The following is an 18,737-nucleotide window of genomic DNA, read 5'->3' as shown; positions in this document are numbered from 1 at the left end:
GTAAAAATGGGCGATGTTGCGGATTGCAACCTTAACAAGTTCAAAACAGCGTGATAGATAAGTATTATAGGGCAATATGACTTGATTGCTTGTGAAAAGGAGTTGTATCTCCTTCCAACAGGTCAGCAGGAGGCGACGGTCATGGGCTGGTTCGGCAAACGAAAGTCTTCCACTCCCGATGAAGCGGGGCCCGCACCGGCGGAAACCCCCGGATCGCGGCCCACGCCGCCCTCTGCGGCGGCCCACGACTCCCTGCGCGTGCAGGTCGAGTCCGCCGGGCTGCCGCCGGAGATCCTGGACACGGCCCGGGCCGAATGCGAGCGCATGGACAACCTGGACCCGGCCTCGCCTGAGTACGCCATCAGTTTGAATTTCCTGGAAGTCATCCTCTCCCTGCCGTGGAACACGGCCACCCGCGACAATTTGGACATCTCCCGGGCCGAGGAGGTCCTGAACGCCCGCCATTACGGATTGCAACGGGTCAAGGACCGTATCCTCGAGTTTTTGGCCGTCAAGAGCCTCTGCTCCAGGCGCAATCCGCGCATTTTGCTGGTGGATGACGAGCTCATCGCCCGCGAGAACCTGACCATCGTGTTCGAGGCCGACGGCTACGAGGTGGAGGCCGTGGGCAACGGGCTGGAGGCGGTCGCGGCCATGGAGCGCGAGCCGGCCAACATCGTGGTCTCGGACCTCAAGATGGAGGGCATGGACGGCATGGAGCTGCTCCAGGTCCTGCGCAAACGGTGGCCCGACACCAAGGTCGTCATGATCACCGGATATGCAACGGTGAAGACCGCCGTGGACGCCATGCGCCGGGGCGCGGACCAGTACCTGGGCAAGCCGGTCAACCTGACCAAGCTGCGCCAGCTCGTGGCCGAGCTGTGGGAGCAAAGCCTGCGGGCGCGGCACCTGCGCGGCTTCGTGCTCTGCTTCACCGGCCCTCCGGGCATGGGCAAGACCTCCATCGGCAAGGCCATCGCCGAGGCGTTGGGGCGCAAGTTCATGCGCCTGTCCCTGGCCGGGCTGCGCGACGAGGCCGAGTTGCGCGGGCACCGGCGGACCTACGTGGGAGCCATGCCCGGCCGGATCATCCAGGGCATCCGCAAGGTCGGCACCCGCAACCCGGTGATCATGCTCGACGAGGTGGACAAGGCGGTCCAGGACTTTCAGGGCGACGCCACCTCGGTCCTGCTCGAGATGCTCGACGCCGAGCAGAACACCGCCTTCGTGGATCACTATCTCGGGCTGCCGTTCGACCTGTCGGCCGCCCTGTTCATCTGCACGGCCAACGGGGTGGAGCGCCTTCCCGCCCCGTTGCGCGACCGCCTTGAGGTCATCGAGTTCCCGAGCTATACGCCGGGGGAGAAGTTGCAGATTGCAACCCGCTACCTCATCCCCGAGGTCATGGCCCAGCACGGCCTGGACGACAAACTGGTGACCGTCCCGGACGAGACCGTGGCCGGTCTGATCAAGGGGTATGCCCGCGAATCCGGGCTGCGCAAGCTCCGCCAGCAGGTCGCCTCCCTGTGCCGCAAGCTGGCCAAGCGAGTGCTGTCAGAGGGGCTGGGCAAGGTGGTCGTGGACGAGGCCCTGTTGCAGGAATTGCTCGGCGCGCCGCCGTATACCTCCACTCCGGCGCAGACCAGGCCCAAGGTCGGCCTGGCCACCAGCCTGGTCTGGACCGAGATCGGCGGCGAGATCATTTTCATCGAGGCGGCCCGCATGCGCGGCTCCAAGCAGCTCATCCTGACCGGCTCCCTGGGCGAGGTCCTGCGCGAGTCGGCCCAGACCGCCCTGAGCTTCTGCCGCAGCCGTGCGGAAACGTTCGGCATCGATCCGGAGTTCTACGCCGGTTCGGACATCCACGTGCATATCCCGGCGGGCTCGGTCTCCAAGGAGGGGCCGTCCGCCGGCGTGGCCATCACCATCGCGCTGCTTTCCCTGCTCACCGGGCGGCCGGTGCGCCAGGACGTGGCCTCCACCGGCGAGCTCTCCCTGCTCGGCGAGGTCCTGCCCGTGGGCGGCGTCCGCGAGAAGCTCATGGCCGCACGGAGCGCGGGCATACCCGTGGTGATCCTGCCGCAGGGGTGCGAGGCCTCGGTCAAGTCCGTGGAGGACGAGGTGGTGGAGGGGCTGGACATCCGCTATGTCTCGACCATGGAGGAGGCGGCGGAAATCGCCCTGTGCAAAGCGGAGCGGGCCGCCGGAGAAGAGGCTATTCCAGGTTGTAGCGCTTGATCTTGCGCCACAGGGAGACGCGGTCGATGCCCAGGATGCGCGCGGCCTGAGTCTTGTTCCCGGCCGATGAGGCCAAGACCTTCCTGATGTAGGCTTTCTCCATGTCCTCCAGGGTGGCCAGCGGCGCCTTGGTCTCGGTCTCCGCGATCTCGGCGGGCAGCAGTTCGGGCGTGAAGGTGGTGCCCTGGCCCAGGGCCAGCGCCCGCTGGACGATGTTCTCCAGTTCGCGCACGTTGCCCGGGAACGGGTAGGACATGAGGATGTCCAGGGTGTCCTGGTCGATGGAGTTGATGGTCTGGCCCGGCTGGCGGTGCTTTTCCAGGAAATGGCCGATGAGGATCGGGATGTCCTCGCGGTGCTCGCGCAGGGGCGGGGCGTGCAGGGTGACCACGTTCAGCCGGTAGTAGAGGTCCTGGCGGAACTCGCCTTTCTCCACCAGCTCGTGCAGGTCGCAGTTGGTGGCAGCGATGACCCGGATGTCCACCGGGATTTCCTTGGTCCCGCCCACGCGCAGGAAGTTGCGCTCCTGCAGCACGCGCAGCAGCTTGACCTGCATGTTCAGCGGCAGTTCGCCGATCTCGTCGAAAAATACCGTGCCCCCGTCGGCAGCCTCCAAAATGCCTTTCTGGCCCCGGTTGGCCCCGGTGAAGGCCTCCTTTTCGTGGCCGAACAGCTCCTTGTCCATGAGCTCGGCCGTGAAGGTCCCGCAGTTGATGGCCATGAACCGTTCACCAGACCGGGAAGAGAGCATGTGGATGCCCTGGGCGACCAGCTCCTTGCCGGTGCCGGTCTCGCCCTGGATGAGCACGTTGCAGTTCATCTGGGCCAGCTGGCGGACGTCCTTCTTGAGCTGCACGAAGGCGTCGCTCTCGCCCACCAGGGGCAGGTCGCGCTTGCCCTGGGCGATGATCTCGCGCAGCCGCCGGACCTCCACGGACAGGGCGTGCTGTTCCAGGGCGCGCTCCACCTGGAGCCTGAGCTCGTCGAGCTTCAGCGGCTTGGCGATGTAGGAGTGCGCCCCCTTTTGCATGGCCTTGACCGCGTTGGCCACGGTGGCGTGGCCCGTGACCACGATGACGATGGTCAGGGGGTGGTGGGCGCGGATGTGTTCGAGCATCTGGATGCCGTCCATGCCGGGCAGCATCAGGTCGGTGATGACCAGGTCGAATTCCTTCTTGTCCAGTTCCCGCACCCCTTCCTCGGCCGAGGCGATGGCCGTGACCACGTATCCGCTTCCGGTCAGGACGTGGGTCAGGTTTTCGCGGGCGATGCGCTCGTCTTCAATGACCAGAATGGACGCGGCCGTCATGCGTTCTCCTCGAGCTCGATGGGGAGTTTGATGGTGAAGGAGGTTCCCTCGCCGGGGGCGGAGTCCACCCGGATGGTGCCCCGGTGCTCCTCGATTATGCCGTAGACGATGTACAGGCCCAGACCCGTGCCCTGGCCCACCTCCTTGGTGGAGAAGAACGGGTCGAAGATGCGTTGCAGGGTGTCCGGGGGCATGCCCGGCCCGTTGTCGGAAATGGTCAGGACCTTGTGGCCGGTCTCGCGCGAGGTCTCGATCGTGATGGTTCCGTCCTCGTCGCCGATGGCCTGGATGGAATTGATGATCAGGTTGAGCAGGGCTTCCTGGAAGCGCTGCCGGTCCAGGTACAGGGTCACGTCGTCCGGCACCCGGATGTCCACGCCTATGCGCGGTCCGAGCTGGCCCGAGACCAGGCGCACGGCGCTCTCCAGGACCTCCTTGAGGTTGCACGGCGCGGGCGCGAAATCCTTGTGCCGCGAGAACTCGAGCAGCCCCTTGACGATGTCGCGGGCGCGCAGGGTCTCCTGGGTGATGTTGGTCATCATCTTGTCCGCGAACTCGTCCCGGCCGCCGGTCTCCTCGGCCAGGATCTGGGCCGAGGTGGAAATGTTGTTCAGCGGGTTGTTCAGCTGGTGGGCGATGCCTGAGGCCAGCGTGCCGATGGACGAGAGCTTTTGCGCCTGGACCAGCTGGGTCTGGCGTTTCTTGAGTTCGTCGACCATGGAGTTGAGGGCCACGAAGACCTGCTGGATCTCGTCGCCGTCCTCGCGCACGGCCAGGGGCACGAAGGTTCCCTGGGCGATGCGCCGGGTGGCCTCCTGGACCTGGGTGAGCGGCCCGAGGATGGACTTGGACACGAAGAAGACCAGGGCCAGGACCACCAGGGCGACCACGCCCATGGAGATGAACAGGGTCAGGCGCAGCCGCTGGTTGATGTCCAGGATGTTGTCGCGCTCCAGCTCGGCGATGGCCCGCGAGTGCTCCACCAGGTTCTGGCCGGTCTCGCGCAGGGCGTGGGCGGCCGGGCTGTTCTCGCCGATGTCGGCGGATGCGGTGCTGAACCGGGTCAGCAGTTCGCCGTAGCGCGCCATGCCGCTGGCCAGGTCGGTGCCGTGGGTCCCGCCGTGGAGCCGGGCGATCTCGCCGGACAGCTCGCCGAGGATGGTTCCGGCGCGGTTGAGGTTCTCGCGGCCCACGGAGAACAGGGACCCGTCCTGGTACAGGAAGAAGTTCTTCTCCTCGCGGCGGATCTCGAGAATCAGGTTGCGCAGGTCGTCGGCCCGCTCCACCAGAAGGACCGCCTCCTGGAGCCTGTTCAGGTTGGACAGGGAGAGCAGGGCGATGCTGCCGAAAGCCAGGGTGAAGATGGCTATGCCGAGTATGATGGTATGTCTCAGGTTGGGTCTGACCACGCCGCTTCCCTTCATCCGCATGATTTGCATGTGTTTTTGACACTATGCCGCACACGGCGAAAAGGCAAGGGGGGCGGGACCGGACGGGGGTGTCCGGCCCCGATGGGAAGCTGTTTCGCGGGGCGGATCAGATGGTCATGTCGAGGCGCTCGCCCGGCTGGGCCTCGGCCCGCGTCTCGGCCGCCGCTGCGGGATCCCCCTCGGCCAGGGCCTGGGCCGGAGTCTGGGGTTGCCCCTCCCGCGCCTCGGCCTCGACGGCCGGGACCTCGGCCGTCTCCGGGGCCTCGGTCTCGTCTTCGGGAGACGGTTCCACGGCTTCGGCCGCAGCTTCCGGGGCCGGAGTGGTCGGGTCCTTTTCCCCGTTGATCTTCTTGTCCACCGCCGCTTCCATCTCGTCGGTGTTCTTCTCGACCTCTTCGCCCACAGCCTCCGTGACTTCGTCCTCGGCCGCATCCTTGACCTTGTCCGCAGCCTTGTCGGCGGCCAGGATTCTCTTGGCGTAGTTGTCCATGTCGGACGGGGAGACCAGCCCGCCCTGCTGCACCAGCGACTAGAGCTTGGTGCCGAACGAGTTCTCGATCTTGAGGGAATCGAGCAGTCCCGCAGTGTACTTGGACTGCTTGTGGTCCCTGTCGAAGAAATTGGAGGCCAGCATGTTGTTGGAAGTGATTCCACTCAGGTCCACTCCGCCGTCCCCGGCGGGAGTGGTCTTTTCGGCCTCCTCCTAGGGCTTTTTGCCGATGGTCAGAGCTATGCGCGTGGTGTTGGTTTCGTCGATACGCACGGAATTCTCCTTGATTGCATGAACATCCGCTCACATTCCCTTTCGGCATGCTTTTATGTTTCTTTAGGCCTAATACTGTCGATAGTATGCTTGGCCGACTTTTTTTTCAGTACTCCGGGTCAGTCGTTGACAGTGCAACTAATTGGGGCGTAGTTCATGCCTCTCAAAACTGACCGGTCAGTACTGGTCATGCCCGAGGAACCCGGAATAGAGCCGGGGCCTTCGTGTGTCCACGCAGAGAAGGGAGACAGGCGATGAAGGAAGACAACGCAAAGGAACAACGCATTCTGGATACGGCGGCCGAGCTCTTTTCCCGGCAGCCTTTTCACAAGGTCCTCCTGAGCGACGTGGCCCGCGCGGCGGCGGTGGGCAAGGGGACCCTGTATCTCTATTTCAAGAGCAAGGACGACCTCTATTTCGCGGTCCTGTTCCGCGAGTTCTCCACCCTGATCGACTCCATGCGTCGGTTCCTGGACGAGAACGCGCTGGGGCCCGACGAACAGCTGGCCGGGGTGGTCCACATCCTGGCCGACCACTTCCATACAACCTCCTTCAACATGGAGTTGTTGAGTTCCGTGGTCACCTGCCCGGTGACCGACGAATGGAAGCAGCTGCGCGCCGATCTGTGGGACCTGTTCGGGGGGATCATCCGGCGCGGCATCGAAGAAGGGGTGTTCCGCGACGATGCTCCGGACCTGACGGCCCGGTATATCTCCGGCCTGATCCGGGCGGTCTGCCTGTTTGCGCCCAGGGACGCCGAACCGGACGCGGTCTGCCGCCACGCCAGCGAATTCATCCTGCGCGGGGTGGGCATGGTCCGATAGCCCGGCGGCCATCCCGGTCCGGTCGGGTCGTCGCGGCAGCGCATATTTTCATGTTTTATATTGAGGGAAATTAATGAGTAAGGAAAACGAGAGCAACACCGCCGTCTCCAGGCTGAAGAGGCTCATTGCCATGCGCGGGAGCTTGGGGTCCAGGAAGACCCTGTTCGTCCTGGGGCCGGTGCTTCTGGTCATGGCCGTGGTTCTGGGCTACCCCCTGTACTTGCGGATCATGACCCACGAATCCACGGACGACGCCTTTGTGGAGGCCCACGTGGTCTCCATGAGCCCGCGCGTGGCCGGCCACGTGGCCGAGGTACCGGTGCACGACAACCAATGGGTGGAAAAGGGCGATCTGCTGGTCCGGGTGGACCCGCGCACCTTCCAGGTGGCCCTGGATGTGGCCAAGGCCCGGCTGCAATCCGCCAACGCGGCCATGCAGGAGGCCGAGGCCGAGGTCTCGGCCGCGCGCTCCCTGGTGGCCCAGCGCAACGCGGCTCTGTCCTCGAACCGGTCCGAACTGGACCAGGCTCGGGCCGGAGTGGACGAATACGCCGCCGGACACAGCCGCGACGAGAACGATTTCCAGCGCATGAACGAGATGGTCGAGGCCGGGGCCGTGTCCCGCCAGGAATACGACCACGCCCGCGCCCAGGCCGCGGTCTCCAAGGCCAAGCTGCTGTCCGCCAGGAAGAAGATCGACACCCAGTCGGCCCAGATCCGCCAGGCCGTGGCTTCGGCCCAGGCCGCCGAAGACGAGCTGCTCCAGGCCCAGGCCGTGGTCGACAAGCGCCGCGCCGAGGCCAGCGAGGCCGAGGCCCAGGTCCGCCAGGCGGAGCTGGACCTGTCCTACACCCGGATCACCGCACCGTGCGCGGGCTTCGTGACCAAGAAGTCCGTGGAGCCCGGTGCCTACGTCCAGGTGGGGCAGCAGCTGCTGTCCGTGGTCGGACGCGACGTATGGGTGGTGGCCAACTTCAAGGAAACCCAGATTTCCGGCATGAAGCCCGGGCAGTCCGTGGACATCGAGGTGGACGCCTACCCCGACGTGGTCTTCAAGGGGCACGTGGATTCCATCCAGCGCGGCACCGGCTCCCGGTTCACCCTGCTGCCGCCCGAAAACGCCACCGGCAATTTTATCAAGGTGGTCCAGCGCGTGCCGGTGAAGATCGTCCTGGATCAACAAAACGGCGGCAACGGCTGTCTCCTGGCCCCGGGCATGTCCGTGATCCCGGACGTGAACCTGGCCGACCGGGCGGACACCGACGGTCTCGCCACCGCGATGCAATAGCATGACCATGTACAAGGACCCGGAGGAGATGACTCCGGCCGAACGGTGGACCATCGCCGCCACCGTGGTCTTCGGCGCGTTCATGGCGGTTATGGACACCAGCGTGGTCAACGTGTCCATGCCCCACATGATGGGCGGCTTCGGCTCGGACCTCTCGGCCATCACCTGGGTGGCCACCAGCTATTCCATCGCCGAGATCATCATGGTCACCATGTCCGGCTGGTGGTCCGCGCTGCTCGGCCGCAAGAACTTCTACCTGGCCTCGTTCGCCCTGTTCACCATCGGCTCGATCCTCTGCGGCACGGCCACAAGCTTCCCGGAGATGATCGTCTACCGGGTCATCCAGGGCATCGGCGGCGGGGCGCTCATTCCCATCTCCCAGGCCATCCTGCGCGAGACCTTTCCCCCGGCCCAGCAGGGCATGGCCATGGCCCTGTACGGCATGGGCGTGGTCCTTGCCCCGGCTCTGGGGCCCATCTGCGGCGGCTGGCTGACCGACGCCTGGGGCTGGCCCTGGATATTCTACATCAACGTGCCCATCTGCGCCCTGGGCATGCTCCTGACCATGCGCTTCATCCACGATCCGCCGTATCTGCGGCGCGGCATCCGTTCCGTGGACTGGCTGGGCATCGGCCTGCTGACCGTCTGCCTGACCGGCATGCAGGTGGTCCTGGAGCGGGGCAACGACGAGAACTGGTTCGAGTCCTCCATGATCGTCTGGTGGACCGTGGCCACCTGCGTCTCCCTGGTCGTCCTGATCTTCTGGGAACTGCGCAGCAAGGAGCCGGTGGTCAACTTCCGCGTGCTCAAGGACCGCAACCTGGTACTCGGCTCGGTCATCGGGCTGGTCTTCGGCATCTCCCTGTTCGGGACCACCTTCGTCCTGCCGCAGTTCACCCAGCGCATTCTCGGCTACCCGGCCTTCGAGTCCGGCCTGGTCCTCGCCCCGAGGGCCCTGGTTCTGCTTCTGTTCATGCCGATTGCGGGTTGGGCCTTCCAGCGGGTCGGGGCCAAGCCGTTGCTCCTGGCCGGCATCGGGGTGATCGTGTTGGCCTACTACCAGCTCATGCAGCTCTCGACCACGGCCGGGTTCCTGGACCTCATCCCGCCCCTGATCATCATGGGCATCGGCATGCCGTTCATGTTCGTGCCCCTGTCCACGGTCTCCCTGATGACCGTGGACAAGAGCCAGATGACGGACGCGTCGTCCATCTACACCCTGACCCGGCGGGTGGGCGGCAACATCGGCTACAGCCTGGCCGCCGTGCTGCTCGACCGGGGCGAGGCCATCCACCGCGCCTATCTGACCGAGCACGTCAGCGAATTGAGCCGGACCACCCAGGTGTATCTGGCCCGGACCGTGGACGCCCTGCTGGCCAAGGGCGTGGGCACGGTTCACGCCACGCGCCTGGCCCTGGGCCTGCTCGAACAGAAGGTCATGCGCCAGGCCACCATGCTGGCCTACAACGACATCTCGTTCGCCTTCGGCTGCCTGTTCCTGCTGCTCATCCCCATGATCTTCCTCATGCCCGGCCGAGCGGCCATCCGGGCCGTGATCGGCGCGAGGAAGAAGTGACCGTCAAACCCGGCTCCGCGCCCCTTGCGCGGGCCGGTTCCATCCGTTAGGTAACTGCCCATGACGCCAGCCATCAACGCGGCCAAGAAGGCCAAGATCAAGTACACGGTCCACGAATACGATCACGATCCAGCGGCCCCGTCCTTCGGGATAGAGGCGGCGGAGAAGCTCGGCGTCCCGCCCGAGCGGGTCTTCAAGACCCTGGTGGTGGACGCGGGCGCGGGCCTTGCCGTGGCCGTGGTCCCGGTCCTGCTCAAGCTCGATCTCAAGGCGATCGCCAAGGCCCTGGGCGCCAAGAAGGCGGCCATGGCCGAGGTCAAGCTGGTCGAGCGGACCACCGGCTACGTGGTCGGCGGGGTCTCCCCCCTGGGCCAGAAAAAGCGGCTGCCCACGGTCCTCGACGCGTCCGCCCAGGGACTCGACACCGTGTTCGTCAGCGGCGGGCGGCGTGGCCTGGACATCGAACTCGCCCCGGCCGACCTGGCCGCCCTGACCCGGGCGTCCTTCGCGCCCATCGCCCGCTAGCCGGGGCCCTGATCGCCTTCGCGCGGCTCCCGGAGCCCTTTCGGGAGCATGCCGACCACTTCCTTTTTGCCCCCAAAAAAGCGGTTGTCATCCGTGCCCGCCTTTTCTATTGTGTCCATCCGGACATAATAACATGCCCCGGCAAACACGGAAGTAATAGACGTCATGAGCTCATCCAACACATTATTTCCCGAAGAATCCGCCATCCCCGAACCGTTTCGCATCGACTCCCCCCTGGAGGTCTCCGAGTATCTGCTCGATGGCCGCATAGAGACGTGGGAGGGCGAGACGCAGCAGGTCGACTCCGCCATCGAGACCGCCGTGGACGGCGTCTACGCCCCCAAACACCTGGGCTCCTGCCCGGTCATGGACGAAGCGGCCGGAGCGGCCGCCGTGGCCTCCACGAAGGCGGCCTGGGACAACGGCATGGGGCTATGGCCGACCATGTCCGTGGCGGAGCGCATCAAGCACGTGGAGGACTTTACCCACCGCATGATCGAGGTGCGGGATGAGATCGTCCGCCTCATGTGCTGGGAGATCGGCAAGCCGTACAAGGAATGCTGCGTGGAGTTCGACCGGACCATCGAGTATATCCGGGACACCATCGACGCCCTCAAGGAGCTGGACCGGACCTCGTCCCGCTTCGTCATCGAGTCCGGCATCTACGCCCAGATCCGCCGCGCGCCGCTGGGCCCGACCCTGTGCATGGGGCCGTACAACTACCCCCTGAACGAGACCTTCGCCACGCTCGTCCCGGCCCTGCTCATGGGCAACCCGGTGATCATCAAGCCGCCCAGGCACGGCAAGCTGCTCTTCGCGCCGCTCATGGAAGCGTTCCGCGACTGCTTCCCGGCGGGCGTGGTCAACCTGATCTTCGGCAACCGCCGTCTGGTCAAGCCCATCCTCGAGTCCGGGGTCGTCAACGTCCTGGCCTTCATCGGCTCCAGCGAGGCGGCCAACGCCATGCGCCTGCTGCACCCCAGCCCCAACCGGCTGCGCTGCATCCTCGGCCTGGGGGCCAAGAACGCCGCCGTGGTCATGGAGTCGGCCGACATGGACCTGGCCGTGTCCGAGGCCGTGTCCGGCAGCCTGTCCTTCAGCGGCCAGCGGTGCACGGCGCTAAAGATCCTCTTTGTCCACGAGAACGTGGTGGACGAGTTCATCCGCCGCTTCAACGAGGGACTCAAGGGCATGACCATCGGCATGCCGTGGGAGGAGGGCGTGCGCATCACGCCCCTGCCCGAGCCGGGCAAGATCAAGTACCTGACCGACCTGGTGGCCGACGCCGAAGAAAACGGCGCCAAAGTGGTCAACCCCGGCGGCGGGGCCGTGGACCGCTCCCTGCTCCATCCCGCCGTGCTCTATCCGGTCAACGAGAAGATGCGCGTCTTCTCCGAGGAGCAGTTCGGCCCGGTGGTGCCCATCGTGCCGTTCAGGGACGTGGAGACCCCGATCCGCTACATCATCGAGTCCCGCTACGGCCAGCAGATGTCCATCTTCAGCGACGACGCGGCCGAGGTGGCCTCCCTGGTGGACCCCATGGTCAACCAGGTCTGCCGGGTGAACGTCAACTGCCTGTGCCAGCGCGGGCCGGACGTCTTCCCCTTCACCGGCCGCAAGGACTCGGCCGAGGGCACCCTGTCCGTGGGCGACGCCCTGCGCTGCTTCTCCATCCGCACCCTGGTGGCGGCCAAGGGCACCCCGCGCAACAAGGCCCTGCTCTCGGACATCGCCCGCAACCACAAGTCCAACTTCCTGAGCACGGACTTCATCATGTAACGCCCGGCTCGTTCGACTGAACAAAAGGGGAGCGGCTTGGAAGGATTTCTTCCAAGCCGCTCTTTTACTGGTTCCTCGTTCATCCACGGATCATCCGGATTGCTCTCCATGCATCGTCAGGGAGGACCTGGCCGGAACAACTAGGCTATGCTGTTGTTGCCGGAGTCGATGATGGTCTGGATGAGCTGGTTCAGATCGTCGCTCGTGGTGATTTCCACCGTCTGATCCACCGCGTCGTTCACCGGGGTCACCCCCAGGAGGTTGACCGTGATGTCGTCGCTTCCGTCGATGTCGGAGAAGACCAGGCTGACATCGTTGCTGTTGGAGGTTATTTCCACGTTCGCGCCTTCCATGTTGCCGAGCACCAGCCGGTCGTTGTCGCTGAAGTCGGTCACGTTGACCGTGGTCTCGCCGCCGCCCAGGTAGACCGGGTCGATGACGATGGCGTCGTTGCCCGCGCCCGAGGAGACGGTGTCGCCGTCAGCCGGGAAGAGGACGTCGTTGCCTGCGGTGCCGGACAGGCTGCCCGAGCCGCCCGTCGCGCCCGTGGTGTTCACGTTCAGGGAGACCTCGATGGCGGCGGTGTCGGTCCCGCCCAGGCCGTCGGACACGGTGTACAGGAACACGTCGGTGGCGCTGTGGTCCAGGTCCTGCCAGCCGCCTTCGCCGTCCACTTCCTCGTTCGGGGTGTACGACCACTCGCCGGTCTCGTAGATCTTCAGCGAGCCGAACTCGCCTTCCATGACGTAGTAGTCGCCGTCCAGATCAGAGCCCATGCTCGGGCTGTTGCCCGGCACGTTGCCGGAGTCGATGTCGGACACGAACAGCTCCATGGCGCTCAGGTCCCCGCCCGCCGTCGCGTCGTCGAAGGTCACGTTGTCCACATCGTAGTCGTTGGCCAGCACATTGCCCTCGGCCGTGCCGGTGAGCAGGTTCTCGCCGCCGGTGACCGTGGTCAGGCTTTCCATGCCGAACGCGCCGTCCGGGATGAAGACGATGGTGTCGAACTCGAAGCCCGGAGTGATGTAGACCGAGTTGCCCACGTTCTCGTACATGACCGGATCGCCGCCGCCCACGGGGTAGACCCAGGCGTTGACGTGGTTGTTGCCCTGGGCGATGAACTCGATGCTGAACGAGCTCTGCGGATCGTCGAACTCGAAGGTGATCTGCTCGCGGCCGTTCAGGTCGTCGACCTTCTGGTCGTCGCTCGAACCGTTGGTGTAGATGCCCAGGTGCTGGTCATTGCCCCAGGTGGTGAACTGGACGTCGCTGATCGGGTCGCCGTTCGCGTCGAAGGACTCGGCGGTCACGGTGTAGCCCGGGCCGTAGATGACCGAGCCGGATACGCCGCTCCAGTCGTCGATGACGGTTTCCACGGTATTCGTGATGAATATCTCGTGCGAGCCGTCATGGACCGCGATGGGCGAGTCGTTGGCCGGGTCGATGGTGATGGTCAGGGTGGCCGTATCCGTCAGCGCGCCGCCCGCCTGGTTGTCGGAGACCTCGTAGGTGAACACGTCGCTCACCGGATCGTCGCCCACGTTCAGCGGGTCGGTCACGTCCTTGTCCTCCACGTAGTGGTAGGAGCCGTCGTTGTTCAGGTACAGGGTGCCGTACTCGCCCTCGATCACATGGTCGGCGGTGTAGGCGTCGCTGGCTCGCACCGGCGGGGTGGCGTCGCCCGAGTACGCGATGGAGGTTACGGACAGCTCAAGCGCGGTGTTGTCCACGTCGCTGTCGTTGGTCAGGATGTTGCCGGACACATCGCCCGCCGCCGCGTCGTCCACCGCCTCGGTGAAGCTGTTCACGTCCACGCTCGCCACCGGGGAGTCGTTCGCGCCGCTGATGGTGATGGTCAGGGTGGCGGCATCGGTCAGCGCCACACCGGCCTGGTTGTCGCTCACCTCGTAGGTGAAGACGTCCGTGACATCCGGGTCGTCGCTGTTCAGCCAGTCGGTTGCGGACTTGTCCTCCACATAGTGGTAGGAGCCGTCGTTGTTCAGGTACAGGGTGCCGTACTCGCCTTCGACCACATGGTCGGCGGCGTAGGCGTCACTGACCCGCGCGGGCGGGGTTCCGCCGCCGGTGTACTGGATGTCGTGGACCGACAGCTCGGCTGCCGCGTTGTCGATGTCCGTGTCGTTGGTCAGAATGTTGCCCGTCACGTCTGCCGGGGCCGCGTCGTCGACCGCCTCGGTGAAGGCGTTGAAGTCGACCGTGGCCACCGGGCTGTCGTTCGCGCCGCTGATGGTGATGGTCAACGTGGCGGTGTCGCTGAGCGCGCCGCCCGCCTGGTTGTCGGAGACCTCGTAGGTGAAGACGTCCGTGACATCCGGGTCGTCGGTGTTCAGCCAGTCGGTGGCGGACTTGTCTTCCACGTAGTGGTAACTGCCGTCATTGTTCAGGTAGAGGGTTCCGTACTCGCCCTCGACCACATGGTCGGCGGTGTAGGCGTCGCTGACCCGCACGGGCGGGGTGCCCGCGCCGGAGTACAGGATGTCGTTGACCGACAGTTCGGTGTGCGCGTTGTCGATGTCCGTATCGTTGGTCAGGATGTTGCCGGACACATCGCCTGCCGCCGCGTCGTCCACCGCTTCGGTGAAGCTGTTCACGTCGAGGGTGGCCACCGGGGAGTCGTTCGCGCCGCTGATGGTGATGGTCAGGGTGGAGGTGGCCGTCAGGGAGCCGCCCGCCTGGTTGTCGGAGACCTCATAGGTGAAGACGTCGGTCACGGCCGGGTCGTCGCTGTTCAGCGGATCGGTGGCGTCCTTGTCCTCCACATAGTGGTAGCTGCCGTCGTCGTTCAGGTACAGGGTGCCGTATTCGCCTTCGATGATGTGGTCGGCGGTATAGGCGTCGCTGACCCGCACCGGCGGGGTGCCTGCGCCGGAGTACGCGATGCCGGACACGGCCAGTTCCAGGCCGGGGTTGTCGATGTCGCCGTCGTTGGTCAGGATGTTGCCCATGACGTCGGCCGGGGCCGCGTCGTCCACCGCTTCGGTGAAGCTGTTCGCGTCGAGGGTGGCCACCGGGCTGTCGTTGGCTCCGCTGATGGTGATGGTCAGGGTGGCGATGTCGGTCAGCGCGCCGCCCGCCTGGTTGTCGCTGACCACGTAGGTGAAGACGTCGGTCACGGCCGGGTCGTCCGTGTTCAGCGGATCGGTCGCGGACTTGTCCTCCACGTAGTGGTAGCTGCCGTCGTTGTTCAGGTACAGGGTGCCGTACTCGCCCTCGATCACGTGGTCCGCCGTGTAGGCGTCGCTGACGCGCACCGGCGGCGTGCCGTCGCCGGAGTACAGGATGGAGGCGACCGACAGTTCGAGCGCCGTGTTGTCGATATCCGTGTCGTTGGTCAGGATATTGCCCATGACGTCGCCGGGAGCCGCATCGTCCACCGCTTCGGTGAAGCTGTTCACGTCGAGCGTTGCCACCGGGCTGTCGTTCGCGCCGCCGATGGTGATGGTCAGGGTGGCGGTATCGGTCAGTGCGCCGCCCGCCTGGTTGTCGCTGACCACGTAGGTGAAGACGTCGGTCACAGCCGGATCGTCCGTGTTCAGCGGATCGGTCGCGTTCTTGTCTTCCACATAGTGGTAGGAGCCGTCGTTGTTCAGATACAGGGTGCCGTACTCGCCTTCGATGATGTGGTCCGCCGTGTAAGCGTCACTGATCCGCACGGGCGGGGTGCCCGCGCCGGAGTACTGGATGTCGGACACAGCCAGTTCCAGGCCGGGGTTGTCGATGTCGCCGTCGTTGGTCAGGATGTTGCCCATGACGTCGCCGGGAGCTGCGTCGTCCACCGCTTCCGTGAAGCTGTTCACGTCCACGCGGGCCACCGGCGAGTCGTTCGCGCCGCCGATGGTGATGGTCAGGGTCGCGATGTCGGTCAGTGCGCCGCCCGCCTGGTTGTCGCTGACCACGTAGGTGAAGACGTCGGTCACGGCCGGATCGTCCGTGTTCAGCGGATCGGTGGCGTTCTTGTCTTCCACGTAGTGGTAGGAGCCGTCGTTGTTCAGGTACAAGGTGCCGTACTCGCCCTCGATGATGTGGTCCGCCGCGTAGGCGTCGCTCACCCGTACCGGCGGCGTGCCGTCGCCGGAGTAGAGGATGGAGGCCACGGAGAGTTCGAGGGCGGTATTGTCGATATCGTTGTCGTTGGTCAGGATGTTGCCGGACACATCGCCCGCCGCCGCGTCGTCCACCGCTTCCGTGAAGCTGTTCACGTCGAGGGTGGCCACCGGGCTGTCGTTCGCGCCGCCGATGGTGATGGTCAGGGTGGCGGTATCGGTCAGTGCGCCGCCCGCTTGGTTGTCGCTGACCTCATAGGTGAAGACGTCGGTCACGGCCGGATCATCGTTGTTCAGCGGATCGGTGGCTGCCTTGTCCTCGACGTACACGTAGGAGCCGTCGTCGTTCAGGTACAGGGTGCCGAATTCGCCTTCCACTATGTGGTCTGCGATGTACAGGTCGCTGGGCCGCGCGGGCGGGGTGCCCGATCCGGAGTAGGCGATGGAGTCCACGGTCAGTTCGGGGGTGCCGATATCGCCGAGGTCCACGTTGTCCACGTCCGTGTCGTTTTCCAGCACGTTGCCGGAGATCGCGTGGGCCGTGGCGGCGTCAACGGCCTCGGTGAAGCCGTTCACATCCACCCGGGCCACCGGGGTGTCGTTGGCCCCGCCGATGGTGACGGTCAGGGTGGCGGTGTCGCTGAGCGCGCCGCCCGCCTGATTGTCGGTGACCTCGTAAGTGAAGACGTCGGTCACGGCTGCGTCGTCCGTGTTCAGCGGATCGGTGGCGTTCTTGTCTTCCACGTAGTGGTAGGAACCGTCATTGTTCAGGTACAGGGTGCCGTACTCGCCTTCGATGATATGGTCCGCCGCGTAGGCGTCGCTGACCCGCGTCGGCGGGGTGCCGTCGCCCGAATACGCGATGGATACGACGGACAGCTCGCCCGCCGCGTTGTCCACGTCGCTGTCGTTGGCCAGCACGCTGCCGAGCACGTCGCCGGGGGCCGCGTCGTCAACCGCTTCGGTGAAGCCGTTCACGTCCGCGTCGGCCACGGGCGCGTCATTGGAGCCGTGCACCGGGATGCGCAGATAGGCGTAGTCGTACTTCTCGCCATCCCACATGGAGTAGCTGAAGAATTCGGTCGGGGCGTCCCCGATGTTCAGGGGATCGGCCTTGGCCTGGTCCAGGATGTATTCGTAGGAGCCGTCGGCGTTGATGACCAGCGTGCCGTAGGTGCCGTCAACCACGAAGTTGCCGTCCCCGTCCGGGGTTCCGGCATACTGGTTGGTGCCGTAGCTGTAGATGCTGGTCACGCCCAGCTCGACCAGCCCGTCGGGGTCGGTCGGAACCAGGCTCTTGTAGGACGGATCCAGATCCTCGTAGCCCACGTTGTCGATGTCGGAGTCGTTGTGCAGCACGTTGCCGACCGCGATCGCGACCCCGGCCACTTCCGAGCCCTGCTCTATAACATCGGCCGAGAGGTCGTCAAAGGCGTCGGGCGCGTCGTTGGTTCCGACCACGGTGATGGTCAGGGTGGCGGTGTTGCTCCCGTTGCCGTCCGGGTCCACGGCCGTGTACTCGAACTGTTCGACCACTTCCTGGCCTTCGCGCAGGGGGTCGGCCAGGGTTTCGTCCAATACATATTCATAAGAGCCGTCGGCGAACACAGTCAGCGTGCCGTACTGGCCGTTGACCTGGGTGCCGGTGTCCGAGACGTCCACGGGGCCGGGGTTGTTGCCGGTGAAGTCTTCACCGGGGAAGTCGATGGTCTGGATGGACAATTCGGTCTGGGCGCCGCCGGTCTCGGGATAGTCGATGTTGTCGCCGTCATAGTCGTTGAGCAGCAGGTTGCCGGTCACGGAACTGAACGGGCCCTCCTGCTCATAGTGGCCGTTCTCGCCTTCCTCGCGATTCCAGCCGCTCTCGACGATCCGGTTGACGTCATCCACGGCCACCGGGGGGATGGGCTCCGCGTCGGGCAGATCGGTAACGATGGGATCGAGGGTGGGGTAGAGGTGCCCGTCATAGGCGTCGCCCTGGCCGCCCAGGGCGGTCAGGCCGTCGAACAGGGTGCCGGCATCGTCGGTGTATTCGCCCGCGCCGGAACCGGTGGCTGCCGCGCCCGCCGCGGTCTCGAGGTCCTCCTCGGTCACGGGCTGGTCGCTTTCGAACGCGAAAAGATAGACCCCGCCTTCCACCTGCTGGCCGTCGAGCATCTCGAATACGGGCAGGGTACCCGCCTCGGCCAGGATCAGGTAGTCCAGCAGGATGATGGTCCCGCCGCCTTCCACGACGATTTCAAGGTTGTTGCCGTTGCCGATGAACTCCGCTTCCGCGAGGTCAAAGGTGAACCGTACCAATGTGTCCGCCGTCAGTCGATACGACACGGACCGGCCTGCACCAGGCAGCGAAACCTGGACAACCGGAATCTGGGTGGTGCTGGTGTCGGTCATGATGTCCTCCCTTGAAGGTGTGAAAATATGTGAAGCGTGTGCTTTTTTTCTGGTCCACTTAAATATACGTGGGTGGAACATGGAGAGACACAATTATAACATATGTTATTCCGAGTAATTAGATTGTGGAAAACTGAGCAAAGCGTCCCCGGTGAAGAAGGGAGACGGCTGGATGGTAAACCGATATTCCAGCCTTCAGCGGTAGGGATTAAACGGCTATTTAAACATTAGTCTGTGGAAAAATAAAAATGAGATAATGAGTTTTGCACCGTAAAGGACACGGGTGATAATCGTTATCATATTGAATTTACGAGAGTATTTTCTCAAATCAGAATATAACATGTTTTATCAAAAAAAGATCACTCGATTTTTTCCACTTCCGGCTCTTCAGAAATCGTCGTTTTTCGTCGTCATGCATCCCTGCTTTGCTGGTGTCGAACTCAAAATAGATAAAAAATATTGGCTGGATTCGTTGATGGAATAGAGGAGGGCAACCGGCCGGCAGGACGCGGCTTCGGCGGGCAGGTTTGATCGAACCGTTTTGAGG

Annotated in this window: 11 protein-coding genes; 6 read left to right on the top strand and 5 right to left on the bottom strand. The window is 64.6% G+C overall.

Features of this window, described 5'->3' with window-relative positions; translation table 11 throughout:
• The first annotated feature begins 141 nt into the window (after window positions 1-141).
• Window positions 142-2,238 carry a S16 family serine protease gene (locus ACR42D_RS13685; RefSeq protein ID WP_484567345.1) on the top strand — a complete coding sequence of 699 codons (2,097 nt, stop codon included), beginning with the start codon at window positions 142-144 and terminating at the stop codon, window positions 2,236-2,238.
• On the opposite strand, the gene ACR42D_RS13680 is transcribed toward ACR42D_RS13685, so the two are convergent.
• The 4 genes from ACR42D_RS13680 to ACR42D_RS13665 form a co-directional block, all read right to left on the bottom strand.
• Window positions 2,216-3,547, bottom strand: coding sequence for a sigma-54-dependent transcriptional regulator (locus ACR42D_RS13680; RefSeq protein ID WP_484567344.1), 1,332 nt, complete (start codon window positions 3,545-3,547; stop codon window positions 2,216-2,218). The genes ACR42D_RS13685 and ACR42D_RS13680 overlap by 23 nt on opposite strands.
• Window positions 3,544-4,956: a sensor histidine kinase gene (locus ACR42D_RS13675; RefSeq protein WP_484567343.1), complete on the bottom strand. Its 1,413-nt coding sequence runs from the start codon at window positions 4,954-4,956 to the stop codon at window positions 3,544-3,546. Before ACR42D_RS13675 ends, ACR42D_RS13680 begins: the two co-directional genes overlap by 4 nt.
• Before the next feature lie 127 nt (window positions 4,957-5,083).
• The gene (locus ACR42D_RS13670; RefSeq protein WP_484567342.1) at window positions 5,084-5,500 is read right to left on the bottom strand and encodes a hypothetical protein; all 417 of its coding nucleotides are present in this window, start codon (window positions 5,498-5,500) and stop codon (window positions 5,084-5,086) included.
• A gap of 6 nt (window positions 5,501-5,506) precedes the next feature.
• Window positions 5,507-5,641 carry a hypothetical protein gene (locus ACR42D_RS13665; RefSeq protein WP_484567341.1) on the bottom strand — a complete coding sequence of 45 codons (135 nt, stop codon included), beginning with the start codon at window positions 5,639-5,641 and terminating at the stop codon, window positions 5,507-5,509.
• Between the two features lie 353 nt (window positions 5,642-5,994).
• On the opposite strand from ACR42D_RS13665, the gene ACR42D_RS13660 reads away from it, so the two are divergent.
• The 5 genes from ACR42D_RS13660 (at window position 5,995) to ACR42D_RS13640 (ending at window position 11,732) form a co-directional block, all read left to right on the top strand.
• Complete coding sequence (locus ACR42D_RS13660) at window positions 5,995-6,564, top strand: TetR/AcrR family transcriptional regulator (RefSeq protein WP_484567340.1); 570 nt, start codon at window positions 5,995-5,997, stop codon at window positions 6,562-6,564.
• A 73-nt stretch (window positions 6,565-6,637) separates the two neighbouring features.
• Window positions 6,638-7,852 (top strand): HlyD family secretion protein, encoded by a 1,215-nt coding sequence (locus ACR42D_RS13655; protein ID WP_484567339.1) that lies wholly within the window; start codon window positions 6,638-6,640, stop codon window positions 7,850-7,852.
• Window position 7,853: 1 nt separating this feature from the next.
• A complete protein-coding gene (locus tag ACR42D_RS13650) occupies window positions 7,854-9,428 on the top strand; it encodes a DHA2 family efflux MFS transporter permease subunit (RefSeq protein WP_484567338.1) in 1,575 nt (524 codons plus the stop codon).
• 60 nt (window positions 9,429-9,488) lie between these two features.
• A complete protein-coding gene (gene ybaK / locus ACR42D_RS13645) occupies window positions 9,489-9,953 on the top strand; it encodes a Cys-tRNA(Pro) deacylase (protein ID WP_484567337.1) in 465 nt (154 codons plus the stop codon).
• A 165-nt stretch (window positions 9,954-10,118) separates the two neighbouring features.
• Window positions 10,119-11,732 (top strand): aldehyde dehydrogenase family protein, encoded by a 1,614-nt coding sequence (locus ACR42D_RS13640; RefSeq protein ID WP_484567336.1) that lies wholly within the window; start codon window positions 10,119-10,121, stop codon window positions 11,730-11,732.
• Window positions 11,733-11,872: 140 nt separating this feature from the next.
• Here the strand turns inward: ACR42D_RS13640 and ACR42D_RS13635 are convergent, their stop codons facing one another.
• Entirely contained in the window at window positions 11,873-18,190 is a 6,318-nt protein-coding gene (locus tag ACR42D_RS13635; protein ID WP_484567335.1) for a VCBS domain-containing protein, read from the bottom strand.
• Between the last annotated feature and the right edge of the window lie 547 nt (window positions 18,191-18,737).

Origin of the sequence: Pseudodesulfovibrio sp. lm2024, from assembly GCF_051175575.1 — a bacterium.
In the GTDB taxonomy this organism is placed as follows: Bacteria; Desulfobacterota; Desulfovibrionia; order Desulfovibrionales; family Desulfovibrionaceae; genus Pseudodesulfovibrio; species Pseudodesulfovibrio caledoniensis.
The sequence above is the reverse complement of the archived record's forward strand: the minus strand, read 5'-3'. Positions and strand labels throughout refer to the sequence as shown.